This window comes from Paraburkholderia strydomiana (assembly GCF_046030495.1).
GTDB lineage: Bacteria > Pseudomonadota > Gammaproteobacteria > Burkholderiales > Burkholderiaceae > Paraburkholderia > Paraburkholderia strydomiana_A.
On record NZ_JAQQCJ010000006.1, the window covers coordinates 66,226 to 80,504 of the forward strand.

Sequence of the window (14,279 nt, forward strand, 5' to 3'; positions counted from 1 at the left end):
TCAGTTGCTCTCTTGCGACGGCGCTTGCGGCGGCAAGCCGGGCTCCGCCGCTGTCGCGCCCGGCCCCGCTCCGGCCGCGCCCTTGTCCGGCGTCGGCTTGCCGCCGCGCGAGCGCGACGACATCGTTTCGAGCAGGTAATAGAACATCGGAATGAAGAACACGGCGATGGCCGTCGCGCCGATCATCCCGCCGATCACCCCGGTGCCGATCGAATGGCGGCTGTTGGCCGACGCGCCCGTCGCGATGGCAAGCGGCACGCAGCCGAGAATGAACGCGAGAGACGTCATCACGATCGGACGCAAGCGCTCTTCCGCGGCCGTCATGGTCGCGTCGAACACCGACGCGCCGGTCTCCCGGTTCAGCACCGCGAATTCGAAGATCAGGATCGCGTTCTTGGCGGCGAGCGCCACCAGCATCGTCAGCCCGATCTGGAAGTAGACGTCGTTGCTCAGGCCGCGCAGCAGAACGGCGAGCAATGCGCCGAATAGCGCGAACGGAACCGCCATCAGCACGCCGACCGGCAAGCTCCATTTCTCGTACTGCGCGGCGAGGATGAGGAACACCATCACGAGGCCGAACACGAAGACGAGCCCCGACGTGCCGCCCGATTGCCGTTCCTCGAAGGCCTCTCCGCTCCATGCCACGTTATAGCCGGGCGGCATCTGCGCCGCCAGTTCCTCCAGCGTCGAGATCACCTGCCCGGAGCTGAAGCCGGGCGCGGCATTCGCCGTGATCTTGATCGCCGGGAAGTTGTTGAAGCGCGTGACCAGATCGGGCCCGACGACGAACCGGTAGGTCGCCACCGACGTGACCGGCAGCATCGTGCCGGACTTGCTGCGCACGTAGATCTGATCGAGGTCGGCGGGCTTCAACCGGTACGACGGTTCGGCCTGCAGGATCACCTGCCAGAGCCGGCTCGAACGGTTGAACTGCGACACGTACAGCGAGCCGAACATCGTCTGCATGGTGCTATACGCGTCTTCGACCGGCACGCCGAGCGTCTCGGACTTGTCGCGGTCCACCTCGACCAGCAATTGCCGCGACGACGCGTTGAACGTATTGGTCACGCCGGTCAGCTCCGGACGCTGCCGCGCCTTCTGTACGAATGCTTGCGCCACCTCTGCAAGCTGCGCGATGCTCGAATCGCCGGTGCTCTGAATCCACATTTCGGTGCCGCCGGTCGTGCCGAGGCCCGGAATCGACGGCGGGTTGACCGGGATCACCACGCCTTCCTTCACGTCCGCGAAGTGGCGGTACGCATCGAGCAGCACCGTGCGCGCGTTCTGCGTCCTGATGTTCGCCGACGTGTAACGATCTTCGAAACTCTTCAGGCCGACGAAGAACGTCCCCGAATTGTTTTTGTTCTGGCTGTCGAGCAGGCTGAACCCATCGACCACCGTGATACTGCCGACCGCCTCCTGTTTCATGAAGTAGTCGGTCACCTTCTGCGACACCTCTCCGGTCCGATCGAGGCTCGCCGCGTCCGGCATGATTATCGCGCCGAGCAGATAGCCCTGGTCCTCCGGCGGCAGGAAGGCCGACGGAATCGAGCGCACCATGAGTACCGCGAGGACGATCATGCCTACGAAAAACAGCAGCCCGAAAATGAACCGCTTGATCACCAGCTTGACCGCGCGCGAGTAGCCCGCCGTCATTCGGGCGAACTGCTTGTCGAACCAGCGGAAAAAGCCCTTTTTCTCGTGATGGGTGCTCTTCAGCAGCAAGGCGGCGAGCGCCGGCGACAAGGTCAGCGCCACGATGCCGGACAGCACGACCGAGATCGCGATCGTAATGGCGAACTGCTTGTACATTTGCCCCGTGATGCCGCCGAGGAACGCCACCGGCACGAACACCGCGCACAGCACCAGCACGATCGCGATGACCGGTCCCGCCACCTCGTCCATCGCCTTTTTGGCGGCGTCCTTTGGATTGAGCTTGTACACCGTCATGTTTCGTTCGACGTTCTCGATCACGACGATCGCATCGTCCACGACGATCCCGATCGCGAGCACCATCCCGAACAGGGTCAGCATGTTGATCGAGAAGCCCAGCAGCAGCATGAACATGCAGGTGCCGACAATCGACACCGGCACCGCGACGATCGGGATCAGCGTCGCGCGCAGGCTTTGCAGGAATATGAACACGACGATGACGACGAGCACCAACGCTTCGAAGAAGGTGTGAATCACGTCGGAGATCGAGGCCCGGGTGAACTCGGTCGTATCCATGGCGATTTCATAGGTCAGCCCTTCCGGAAACGACTTGTTCAACTCCGCCAGCGTCGCGCGAACCTTCTTCGAGACTTCGAGCGCATTGGCGCCCGGCTGCTGATAAACGGCGAGAACGGTCGCGGGCTTGCCCTGGAACCGGCTGCGAATGGAGTAATCCTTTTGCCCCAGCTCGGCCCGCCCGATGTCCTTGATCCGCACGATCGCCGCCCCGCCGCTCGCCGCGCGCACGATGATGTTTTCGAATTCCGACGGCTCGGCGAGACGGCCGGTCGTCGTGACGGCGAATGACTGTTCGACGGATTTTCCCGTCGGCGACTGGCCGATGCTGCCTACCGCGAACTGCTGGTTCTGATTGGCGACCACCCGCTGCACGTCGGCGGCCGTCACGCCCAGTTGCGCCATCCGGTCGGGTTTCAGCCAGATCCGCATCGCGTAGTCCGGATTGCCGAAAATGCTGGACTGGTTTGCACCCGGAACCCGCTTGATCGCATCGAGTACGTAGATGTTGGTGAAGTTCGCAATGTAGACCGAGTCGTACCGGTCCGTTGGCGAATAGACCGCGATCACCATCATGAAAGCGGACGACTTCTTCTGCACCTGGATGCCCTGCGCCTGCACCGACTGCGGCAACTGCGGCAGCGCGAGGTTCACGCGGTTCTGCACGTCGACCTGAGCCAGTTCCGGGTTCGTGCCGATCTCGAAGTACGCGTTGATGGTCAGGTTGCCGGTGGATGAACTCGACGAGTTCATATAGATCATGTTGTCCGCGCCATTGACCTGCTGCTCGATCGGCGCGGCGACATTGTTCGCCACGACCTCCGCATTGGCGCCCGGATAGGTCGCGGAGATAGTGATCTGCGGCGGCGTGATGTCCGGATATTGCGCGACCGGCAACGAGAACATCGCCAGTGCGCCGCCCAGCGTAATGACGATCGAAATGACCGACGCGAAAATCGGACGATCGATACAGTAGTGCGAAATGCTCATATCGGCGGCCCTTTCATTGGGTCGTACCGCTGTGGGTTCCTTGCGCCGTCCCCGAAGCCTGCGCGGAAGGCGGCGGCGCGGCACTCTCGGACGCGGCCGCCGCGGCGGGCGCGGCACCTGGCACCGGGCCCTGGACGATCTTGAGCTGCTGCCCCGCCGAGACGCGCAGCGCGCCATCCACCACGATGCGCTCGCCCGGTTTGAGCCCTTCCGATATGAACCAGTCCTCGCCCTGCCAATCGCCCACTTCGACGACTCGCTGGTGCGCCTTCGACTCGTTGTCGACGACCCACACGAAGTGGCTCTTCGAGCCTTGCAGCACGGAGCGTTGCGGCACGAGAATCGAGTTGGGCCGGATGGCCCCCGCGACGCGGGCCTTGACGAACTGACCGGGGCGCAACGTCCCCTTCGGATTGGCGAAAACCGCCCGCACGAGGAACGTCCCCGTTTCGGTGTTGAAGGCGGGATTGGCAAAGTCGATCCGACCCGACTGCGAGAACACCGTGCCGTCGGCCAGAATGATCTGCACCACGAAATCGTTGTCCTGGGGGAATTTCAGTTGACCCGCGGCAATCTGGTCGCGGTACTTCAGCATCATGTTTTCGGAGATGCTGAAGTTCACCCACATCGGGTCGAGTTGATAGACGTAGGTCAGCAAGCTGTTGGAGGTGGCCGTGACATAGCTGCCGTCCTGCTGACGCGCAAAGCTCGACAGCCCCGTGAGCGGCGACTTGATCGTCGTGTAACTGAGATTGAGCAGCGCCGTCTGGACCTCTCCCTGCGCGGCGATGACCGCTGCGGCGGACTGTTTTTCGTTGCCGATCGCGTCGTCGAGGTCTTTCTTGCTCAACGCGTTCTGGGCGGCCAGCGGTTCCACGCGCGCGAGATTCGCCCGGGCGACCTGCAGCCGTGCCTGCTGCTGCGCCAGTTGCCCTTTGGCCGTTTGCAGCGCGGCCTCGAACGGCTTGCTGTCCATCTGGAACATCGTCTGACCCGTCTTGACCACCTGCCCTTCGACATACATGCGCTTGTCGAGAAAGCCATCCACCCGGGCGCGAATCTCCACCTCGCGAGAACTCTGGGTTTGAGCGGTAAATTCGAAGTCGACTGGCGTATCGCGCTGGACCACGGTCGTGACGGTCACTTCCGGCGCGGCGGCCGCTGGCGCAGCCGGCTGCTTCCTGCAGGCGACCAGCAGGGTCATGGCCGCCGCCAGAAACAGCAGCGCGCGCCCTGAACGATGGAAACGGCCGGACAGCTCCGCGGGTTCGCGGAGATGCCGCCGCGGCGCGGAGTGGAGGACGGAGACGGTTTTCATTGAGCGACCCGCCTGATCACAAGACCGTACAGTTGCCGAACAGCACCATGGCGTCCTGGCTATTGACGATCGTCAACGTCATCGATCCGTCTGTCGAATCGACGACGAGCGTCCACCCGAAGCCCATCTCCGTGCCGTCCATGATGATCTGGTTGGCGTCCTTGCTGGCGACATGCATGGGCGTCGTTCGCGCGGGTCCGGTGATCACCTTCTTGTCGAAATCGAGCGACAGAAACCGCGGGGCGCCGATGTCGTCCGGCAACGAACGGGTGCAGGCGATGCCCGGATCGCACGCGTGCGCGTCGATCGTCGCGCACAGGAGCGGCTTGCTGCCGTCGAAGCCGGCGGCCCACGTATCGAGTGCGACGACGCTGAGCAGAATCGTGAGTAAAACGGACCCGGATTTCATCGCGTACTCCCGCGTTTTCTTTGAAGGCTGCGCGCGCAGTCAACCCGCGCACGCGCCGTCACCCAGCGAACGCGTCGGGTCAGGTAGCCGCGCATCCACTTCGAAGCGGCCGGCCGCCCGGTTGACGCGCGGACTTAGGTCAGTTTGGTTGTAGCCATACCGGGAGACAATGGGACTTTGGTCTCATATCGCCAGGTGGGGTGAGCGTGCTTCAGGGGCGCAACGGACCGTTTATCGCCAGTTCCACCGCCTTGAGCAGAATCGCCGCATTGAAAGGCTTGCGCAGATACGCTGCGGCGCCCGCCGCCAGCGCCGCCTGTCGAACGACGAGTTCGTCGTGTGCCGTGATCATGATGATCGGCAATCCCAGCGGCGCGAGTTGACGCTGAACTTCCAGGCCGCCGGTTCCCGGCATCTGGATGTCCAGAATGACACACGCAGGCCGATATGACGGAATCGCCGACAGCGTATTCAACAGTTCGTCGCCACTTGAGAATGTCTCCGCCTCGATCCCTGCGGAGTGCAGCAGACGCTTGATGGCCCGGCAAACCGATTCGTCATCGTCGACCACAGCAACGATTTGGTTGGGGTTGACCATATGGCGACGCGAACACGCTGTCGCTCCATGAATAGATCATTGGAGCTTCAGACTAACGGCAGACGGGGAAATGAGATATAGGACTTTGGTCCACTAGCGGCAGCGTGCGGCGGAACCGGGGACGATAGACGTTCCCCGGCCCCTGATCGGACCATGCAGGACTACTTGTCGTCGGCCGGGTACAGGCCGGCTTTTTCCGCGAGCCGAACGAGTTCGACGATCGATCTGGCCTTCATCTTCTCCATCACGCGAGCCCGATGAATCTTGATCGTCTTTTCGGCCGCGCCAAGGTCGCTGGCGACCTGCTTGTTCAGGCGCCCCGTCAGGACGAGCGTCATGACCTCGCGCTCGCGGCGCGTGAGATGGTTGACCCGCTCCTGAAGCTCCGCGGTTTCGTTTCTTTTCGCAAACTCGATGCAGGCCCGTTCGAGCGCGCGATCGATCGCGGCCAGCAGCAGCGATTCGCACACCGGCTTGGGCAGAAAGTCGAGCGCGCCGCCCTTCATGGCTTCGACGCTCGTGCTGACGTCGCCCCGCCCTGTCAAAAAGACGATGGGGAGCAACTGCTTGAGACTGCGCTGCACGTCGAGCCCGGTCATCCCCGGCATCTGCAGATCGAGAATGAGGCAGGCGGGCGTGCTGGCCAGATCGGCTCTGTCCAGAAAAGCCTCCGGACTCTCGAAGGATTCGACGTGATAACCCGACGCGCGCAACAGTCGGGCAAGCGCGCACCGGACCCGCTCGTCATCGTCGACGATGAAAACGCGGGTGGCGGGTTGACTCGCGACTGGCGGAGGCGGCCCTATCGCAGGTCCGCGCCCCGTGGCAGCGTTATGTGAAAGGATGCTCCCTTGCCCTTGTTGTTCTCCGCCCATAACCGGCCTCCGTGCGCCGTCACGATCGTGCGGCTAATAGACAGACCCAGTCCGAGTCCTTGAGGTTTGGTCGTGAAAAATGGCCTGAATATTTTGCTCATCTTGTCGGCGGTCAATCCCTGACCCCGGTCTTTCACCGTAATCCGCACGCCTGCGCCGGATTCTTCCCGCACGGTCGTTTCGACCAGGCGGTCCTTCGGACCGCATTCCTTGACCGCGTCGAAGGCATTCAGCAGCAGATTCAGTACGACCTGCTGCAGTTGAACCTTGTCGCCGAACACCATCGACAGATTCTCGGCAATGTCGAACGTCGTGCTGACCTCGCGCGCCATCGCATCGCTGTGCACGAGCAGCGCGATGTCGCGCACCACGCCGCCGACGTCCACCGGTTGCAACTCCATGTCGCCCTTTCGCACCATCGTGCGGATCTTCTTGATCACTTCGCTCGCGCGACAGCTATCCAGAACGATGTCGTCCACCGCCTCGCGCAGGTCAGCCGTATTGGCCTTATCGGATTCGATGAATTTCTGCGCGGCTTGCGCGTTGCTCAGGATGGCCGTAAGCGGCTGGTTCAGCTCGTGGGCAAGAGAACTCGCCAGTTCTCCCAACGAAGCCACGCGCGCCAGATGCGTCAGCTCCTTGCGGTTGCGATCGACTTCGCGGCATGCATTGCGACTCGATATCGCGATGATCTGCACCTGCTCATTGCCTGCGCTGTAATTCGTCGTATTGGTTTCCACGTGGAAACCTTCGCCGTCGCTGCGCCGCGCGAAGCGCATCCGCGTGGTTTTTCCATGACTCGTGCTGCTTGCGACGTCGTCACCCGCACCCGTCGAATGGCCATCGCGCAGACCACGGATCGGGAACAGCATCTCGCTCGATGCGCCGATCAATTGTTCTCTCGTGTAGCCGAATAGTTCGATCGTGCTGGCGTTCGCAAAAGTGATCTGATTTTGCGGGTCGACCGTGAGGATCGGGACCGGCAACATGTCGAGCGCATCGCGCCACGGAATTCGCTGCTCCAGCATCGCGCGCTTCACGCGCCCGCCACCGCCCAGCCAGGACACGCATGCGCCCGCGTAGCCCCGCCATCGCGACCTGGAACCGGCAAGCTCACGCTCGTCAGCCGCGACGGGCAGCCTGAATCGATTCGTAGCGTCGCGAATGAAAGCGGCCGATCCGGCTTCAGGCGATCCCATACGAGGATCGCCCCCCTCACGAATCGAACCGGTGTTGGGAACTAAGGCGTGTGCATCCCGATGGGAGCATGAGGAAGGACGGCGCTGTTGCACATAGAAGGTCATCGCAAATCCAACCACGCCTTGCATCAGGTCCTTGCCATGCGCGATCAGGTTGATCATCGGGTAGCTCCGTCACCGGTGCTTAGTGCATGTATGGAGTCAGTCAACACCACCGCAACGCTTGGTCTGCCGGATTACACCACTTATGCCGATTCCGTAGCCGATTACGTCTACACCAGTAACTTGGAAACAGTATAGAACCATCAAGCGTCGATTTCATGAGAAAAAGATGCAATTTTTCCCGACTGACGTGCCCACTGTAAGCGAAGGCGTCTGGTACTTTCTGACATATATCAGCTGTTGTCGGAATAATGGCACATATGACTTCGTACCTGGTTAATAATTATCCATACGCTTTTCCAGAAGTTAGATATAACCTGACGACGGCGTCTTTTTTAATATGCAACAGGCATTCGTTCGATGGCGGGGCGCTGAACACCGCATGCAGCATGGTTTTCGAGCGCGACAGAACTTCTATGCAAGCCCTCCGGTGAAATGATTTTTGTCGCGGCTTTCGCTCGTACGAAGCGCGTCTCCCGCTTTCCGCGACATGCTTTTCCCCAACGAATATCATGCCGAAAATTTATAACGACACAATCCACTCGTGGTTAACCCGCTTACCAAAACCGCGATATTTAGAGGACGTTTAATTTGTATTCGGCATTTCTCGATGCGGCTCTTATCATCATGCAGCGGATTTTTAAAATGCATCCCGATCCGGCACTATAATCCACAGCGATGTACTGCGAATCCAGTCAGGAACGCCAATGAATAGGGGCGCCGTTAGCGGCGAAGACATGGCCTGAACTGCGTCGCGAATGACGAGTCATTGCGCTGGCCCGCTGGATAGAGATGACCGCCGCCCCGCCGGGTCGCGGCGAGCCCGGGCCTATGCGCGGGAAGGACAACGATCAGGAGAACGGTGAAATGGCATCGCCGAAGGCCGTCATTCGTCGGCCACGGCTTCGATTCGCCCATCCCGGATCGCGCCGACGAACGCGCGATAGTCGGCCCGGTTCTGTGCGCTGTATTCGGTCGCGAACTCGCTGATGGCGTCATCCAGCGTTCGGCCGGAACCGATGTACCCCGAGATCATGGCTGCGTCGCCGGAGCGGGCGTGCGCGCGTGCCAGCGCATGGGCGCACATTCTCGCGTACTGCCGCAACATCCCCGCGTCCCAGTCCTCGATGAGCGCCGACATCTTCATGTCGCGCAGTTGACGCACATAGAAATCGCGGCCGTTCTTGCCGCGCGTCCATCCGAGGAACATGTCGCTCGCGGTCTGCATGATCCGTTGACCCACTATCACGCGCTGACCATGATTCGTATGCAGGCTTTTGCCGGCATACGGTTCGAGTACCGACGCGCGCGCCTCCTTCACTTGCAGGAAGAGCGGGTCGTTATCCGCCGCCATGAAGAGCCCGACGCTGCACATGGTGCCGACGCTGCCCACGCCGACGACCTTGAGCACCAGATCGAGAAAGTGGAACCGGTCGAACAGAAGCCGGATGTGCTCGGGTAGCGTCTCGCGATAGGACGCGATGGCATCGGCATAGCCGGAATCGAGTCCGGGAGCGAGCTCAGCGTCGGGATGATAGATCAGCGGCGGCTCGTCCTTGATTCTGGGCCGCGCCCCGTCCAGTGCAACCAGCTTCGGATAGAAATAGTCCGGCACCGTCTTCTGTCTCTCGGCTTCGATCCGCTCGGCGAGGCGCTTTCGCACCTGTTCGACGATCTGCGGATCGCCCGTGCGGTCGCTGTATTTCTGCAAGTCGATCCGGTCGTACCAGACATCGAGCGCTCGCATCGACGCGTAGTCGATCATCCGTTCACGATAGGTGCCGACGAGATCGCGCGCCAAACGCGCTTCGTCGCTGCGCGGCAGTCCGAGATGCTGCGCGGCAATCACGGCGCTCGCGGCAAGCCGCTTGAGGTCCCACTCGAAAGGCGCCGGCAGCGTCTCGTCGAGATCGTTGATGTCGAAGATGATATTGCGCTCGGGCGTCGCGAAGCCGCCGAAATTCATCAGATGCGCATCGCCGCACGCCTGCACGCGGATGCCGCTCGTCGGCGTGCCCGCCAGATCGGCGGCCATCAGCACGGCGGAACCGCGATAAAACGCGAACGGAGACGCCGACATGCGCGCGAAGCGGATCGGTATCAACGCCGGAATGCGGCCCTCGTTGGACTTGATGAGCAAGTCGACCGGATCCTGACGATCCGCGGGCGCCCGCCAGCCCGCCTGCGACACGCGTGGCACCGTGTCGCGCAGGAGCCGGCCATCGCGGGCCCGTTCATCGGCGGTCAGATACGTGCCCGCGCTCTGCGACGCCGCGATCATACGCGGAGAGTTGACGGCCTTGCGCATGGTTATTCCCCGTTGTCCGGCTCACGCCCAGCCACGTCATCCATCACGACGCTTTGCGACATCGACTGCAGCGCCTTGCGGTCTGTTCTGACCGACGTCGCCACATGGAGCCAGGCAAACGCCGACTCCGGCAGCGCACCGACGCGCCGGCCGTACCCCACCCCCGCCGCCCGCGATAGTGGGTTCGCCACGCGATTGCACGACCGTCCGTCGGCTACCGTGCCTGATTCAGCGTGGCGGAACAGTCCCGCACGTTTCCCGCTCGCTTGCCCGCTTACAGGTCGAGCCGGTTCACCTTCGTTCCGGAGAGCGAAAGATCCGCCATCAGACCGGCATTGGTCAATACGAGCGCCACGACCTGCGAATTCACGGATGACGTGTCCAGCGCACCGTTGGCGCCGGTTCTCGCGACCGAGACGCCCGCATCGGCGCCGGCGGACCAGCCGTTCGAACTGCGGAACTTGTCCAGCGCATCCTTCGTCATGAAGAGGAAGACAATCGCGGTCGACTGAACGCCGGCCTGAAATCCAAATGATGCGGCGGTCGTACTGTAGTAACCGACGGTCGCACCGCCGACACGCAACGCACCATCGCCGTGAGAGCCACCCACGATGAAGGCCGCCTTCTTCACATCCGGGAAAACCAGAACCCCCTGGGCCTTCGCCATGAGTTCATTCGAACCCTTGACCGCCGTGCCCAGCCGCGACAACGTGCCGTTCACGGCTGCATCGATCTGCTGCCGCTTCGACTCGGCGGTCTCGGGACTCTTGTCGCCACCCGATGTCGTGGTGCAACCCGTCAACGCCAAACTCGCGGCAGCGCCTGAAATCGCGATTGTTTGCACAAAGTTCCGTCTGTTCATTATCGAGCTCCGTTGTGGTTACAGTGCGAATCGCCGGCCCCGGTGTCTGGCCGCTTCGGTCCCTTGCTCTATCGCAATCCGGCAGTTGGCTGCCATGCAGCCTGGCTTGCCGGTCCATCACGCGCCACGGGGGCTGGTGCGCGACACAACCGTGAGGTCCTTACCGCATCTCCCCCTTCTGTCCGCGCAGCACAGACGTCCGGATTGCGCCGGACATATCGAGCCGCCATGCCTTCGGCGACCCAGAACCGCGACTGCAACGCCTCCGCTTACATGATGTCACGGCGCGGCATTTGGGAAATCGGACCTTGGTCTTACAGGGGGCGCCCTGGATGCGCCGCGTGAGCGCTGGAGGGACCGATCGCCCGACGGCACCCATGTCGCCCCAGGCTTCGTGAATGCGCCATCCGCAATCGCCGCCTGTCCATCAACCACCCAGTGCAATGATCGCCATGGTCAGCACGACGCCGAGCGCCGCCATCGCCAGTCCCGCTCTCCATCCGCCGAAGCCGGCGTGGTAGCCCAGCGCCATCCCGCTGCCGAATAGCATGGCAATCGTCAGCACGCGCGAAACGATCAACGCCGTCGAGACGTCCGCGAACAGTACGAACGGCAATGCCACCGGGAAAGTCGATAACACCACGATCACGAAGATGCCTGCCGCGCCGACGACGTCATCGCGCAAAAAGCGCGGACGGCTCGGCAAATCGGGGATGGTGGCAATACGCGCCCGGATCGGTTCCAGCTCCGTATCGGCGATCAGCGGTGAGATCCACGCCGGCAATGCCTTGCGAAGCGCACGAACGCCCGCGGCCGCGTCCTGCTCATGTTTGATGGTCAGCGCGAGGGTCAGCCGGCGGCCGCGGTTCGTCAGCGTGCGGACGAGAAACATCACCGCGTCGGCCAGACCCCACGCGAGGTTGCAGCCGAGTGCCGTGTAGAACATTTTGCGCCCGGCGCCTTCGCCGGCCGTCGCGGCCGACACGGCCCCGACGAACGTGAGCGCCATGAAGAGACCAAAACACAATTCCGATACCCGATCGACGGTATCCAGAATCGGCTCGCGAGCGCCGATGTCCTGCCGATCCATTAGACCAGTAAAGCCCATGAAATCTCCCGCCGAGGTTAGCGTGTGATCGCTCTCACTACCCGGCCGCACGCGCCGATGGCATTCGACACCACTCAGCATACGGCTCGCGAACAGGCGCCGATATTGGACCAAGGTCGTATGGCCTTCCTGCGCGCCGCGCTCTACATTGCAAGAAGATCGTTCGGTAACGACTCAGCTCACGTATGCGCGGAGATAGGGGAATGGCGAAGACCCAGGCGAAAGCAGACTCGTCCGTCGAGGGCAAGTCACTCTCATATAAGGAGTATCGGAAGGCGTTGTTCGATCTGCACGTCGAACTCGTCAAGCTCCAGGAATGGGTGGTGCAAACGGGCAGCAAGGTCTGCATTGTTTTCGAAGGGCGCGATGGCGCGGGCAAGGGTGGCGCCATCAAGGCGCTCACCGAGCGCGTGAGCCCGCGCGTGTTTCGCGTCATCGCACTGCCCGCCCCCACCGAGCGAGAAAAGAGCCAGATGTACGTGCAACGCTATCTGCCGCACTTGCCGGCCGCCGGGGAAGTCGTGATCTTCGACCGAAGCTGGTACAACCGCGCGGGCGTCGAGCGAGTGATGGGCTTCTGTTCCGACGCGGATGCGGTGGCCTTCCTCAAGGCGCTGCCGCTGGTCGAGCGGGCGATCGTCGAGTCCGGGGTGATTCTCCTCAAATACTGGCTGGAGGTCAGTCCCGAAGAACAGACCCGCCGCCTCCAGGCCCGCATCCACGACGGGCGTAAGGTCTGGAAGCTCACGGATATGGACTTGAAATCGTATAGCCGATGGTATGACTACTCGCGTGCGCGCGACGCGATGTTCGAAGCGACGGACACCGGGATTGCTTCGTGGCGTGTGGCGAATTCGAACGACAAGCGGCGGGTGCGACTGAACATCATCAGCGATGTGCTGAGCAGGATTCCTTATGAAACGATACCGCGCAAGAAAGTGACGCTACCCAAAAGGCAGAAACCCGACGGCTATAAGGAACCGGACTATCCGTTCAAATACGTCGCCGAGCGATTCTGAGTTTAGTGGGATCGCGGTGGCGCATATCAGGGTCTCCTGGCCCTGCGTTCGCTCGTGTAAGGCCTGTTTTCGTCAGGGCCAGCGGAGTCAATGCGGCGAGATCCATTCTGCATTTGCGAACGGATGCCGCCCGTTCACATGCCGTGCACCTGAGAGTAACCTCGTGCGTTCGGATCATTCGTGTATGCGGAACCAAGCCGTTCCCGATGCATCGCTACCGCCTCGCCAAGCCTCTTGCAGAGCTGATCCGCGTTGCTGATGCCCGGCAAACGCCTCAAGGGATGAGCGGCGTCGGTGGTCGTCAGGATGACCGTGCCGATGCCGAACGGGCGCTGCCACCATGGGTGGATCGAGGTGATGCACTGAATCCGGGAAAGTTCGAGAGTCGACACACGGCGATGCAGAATGCCCTGCGTCCAGGAAATTCGGGCGGTATCGATGACGATTCGGGTGAACGCGGTCTTGACGAACGGCACAGCGACACCGATCAAAACCGCGCCGGCCTGTGCAAGCAGCACATTCCACTGAAACGGGAAAGAGTTCGACGTGCAGAGATGCACACCGCCAATCATTGCCATGACAACGCCCCCCTTCAGGAGCGCTGGAAGATTGCAGGCCTGCGACGGCGCGCCGCTGAAAATCACCTGATTAGCCATCGCGTATATCCCTTTTTCTGACCGACGGCTCCAGTCGTCCGTCGAAAAAGGCGGCGCCGCCTGATTGGGCTGCGCGTCGGCGAACTGACTGTTGACCGGCGACAATGCCATGACCGTTACGCCAAGCACACTTACATGGGGCGATTGTAACGCAGTGCTCGTTGCAGACCGGCCCACGGCCTCTTTCGGTGCGAGGAACTGTCGTTAGGCGGCCCGTTGCGAAAGGCTGCTGGAGAGCGACCTGCGGCGGTCGTTATCCGGCAAAGTGCGGCAGCGAGAAGCGCCTTAAGGGCGGCATCGCGGCACGAATGCATAAGAGGGGAAATTTGTCGGCGTTGATGTCTCGCTGCAACGAGCGGGATATTCGACTGGCCCGATCCGCGTCCAGAGAACGGGAAATAGCAAAGCATCTATCCCACAGCCGCCCGAGAACGAAAGACGAGCCACCATTGCCGGGCACGCTTTCACCGTATGGCCGCCTTAGCGAGACCTGCGGCCATTGCGGCCATTGCGGTCGGATGCGTGTACGTCGCAAGAGGGCCGAGT

The 14,279-nt window shown here is 62.0% G+C and carries 12 protein-coding genes; 1 reads left to right on the plus strand and 11 read right to left on the minus strand.

Annotated features, from left to right (window positions below; translation table 11 throughout):
* The 10 genes from PQQ53_RS10215 to PQQ53_RS10260 form a co-directional block, all read right to left on the minus strand.
* Entirely contained in the window at positions 1–3,219 is a 3,219-nt protein-coding gene (locus tag PQQ53_RS10215; RefSeq protein ID WP_408142506.1) for an efflux RND transporter permease subunit, read from the minus strand.
* A gap of 13 nt (positions 3,220–3,232) precedes the next feature.
* Entirely contained in the window at positions 3,233–4,537 is a 1,305-nt protein-coding gene (locus PQQ53_RS10220) for an efflux RND transporter periplasmic adaptor subunit (RefSeq protein WP_408153029.1), read from the minus strand.
* Between the two features lie 16 nt (positions 4,538–4,553).
* Positions 4,554–4,946, minus strand: a complete 393-nt coding sequence (locus tag PQQ53_RS10225) for a hypothetical protein (RefSeq protein WP_408153030.1) — start codon at positions 4,944–4,946, stop codon at positions 4,554–4,556.
* Between the two features lie 211 nt (positions 4,947–5,157).
* Positions 5,158–5,544, minus strand: coding sequence for a response regulator transcription factor (locus tag PQQ53_RS10230; protein WP_408142511.1), 387 nt, complete (start codon positions 5,542–5,544; stop codon positions 5,158–5,160).
* Between the two features lie 161 nt (positions 5,545–5,705).
* On the minus strand, positions 5,706–6,350 hold the full coding sequence (locus tag PQQ53_RS10235; RefSeq protein WP_459252108.1) for a response regulator transcription factor: 645 nt from the start codon (positions 6,348–6,350) through the stop codon (positions 5,706–5,708).
* Positions 6,347–7,780, minus strand: a complete 1,434-nt coding sequence (locus tag PQQ53_RS10240; protein WP_408323944.1) for a PAS domain-containing sensor histidine kinase — start codon at positions 7,778–7,780, stop codon at positions 6,347–6,349. The genes PQQ53_RS10235 and PQQ53_RS10240 overlap by 4 nt, the downstream gene beginning before the upstream one ends.
* Positions 7,781–8,666: 886 nt before the next feature.
* The gene (locus PQQ53_RS10245; protein ID WP_408323946.1) at positions 8,667–10,088 is read right to left on the minus strand and encodes a DUF2252 domain-containing protein; all 1,422 of its coding nucleotides are present in this window, start codon (positions 10,086–10,088) and stop codon (positions 8,667–8,669) included.
* Between the two features lie 2 nt (positions 10,089–10,090).
* On the minus strand, positions 10,091–10,279 hold the full coding sequence (locus PQQ53_RS10250; protein WP_408142517.1) for a hypothetical protein: 189 nt from the start codon (positions 10,277–10,279) through the stop codon (positions 10,091–10,093).
* An 83-nt stretch (positions 10,280–10,362) separates the two neighbouring features.
* Complete coding sequence (locus tag PQQ53_RS10255; RefSeq protein ID WP_408142519.1) at positions 10,363–10,950, minus strand: BPSL1445 family SYLF domain-containing lipoprotein; 588 nt, start codon at positions 10,948–10,950, stop codon at positions 10,363–10,365.
* 427 nt (positions 10,951–11,377) lie between these two features.
* Positions 11,378–12,058, minus strand: coding sequence for a hypothetical protein (locus PQQ53_RS10260; protein WP_408142521.1), 681 nt, complete (start codon positions 12,056–12,058; stop codon positions 11,378–11,380).
* A gap of 203 nt (positions 12,059–12,261) precedes the next feature.
* On the opposite strand from PQQ53_RS10260, the gene ppk2 reads away from it, so the two are divergent.
* Entirely contained in the window at positions 12,262–13,077 is an 816-nt protein-coding gene (ppk2, locus tag PQQ53_RS10265) for a polyphosphate kinase 2 (RefSeq protein ID WP_408142523.1), read from the plus strand.
* Between the two features lie 134 nt (positions 13,078–13,211).
* Here the strand turns inward: ppk2 and PQQ53_RS10270 are convergent, their stop codons facing one another.
* The gene (locus PQQ53_RS10270; protein WP_408142525.1) at positions 13,212–13,844 is read right to left on the minus strand and encodes a PH domain-containing protein; all 633 of its coding nucleotides are present in this window, start codon (positions 13,842–13,844) and stop codon (positions 13,212–13,214) included.
* Between the last annotated feature and the right edge of the window lie 435 nt (positions 13,845–14,279).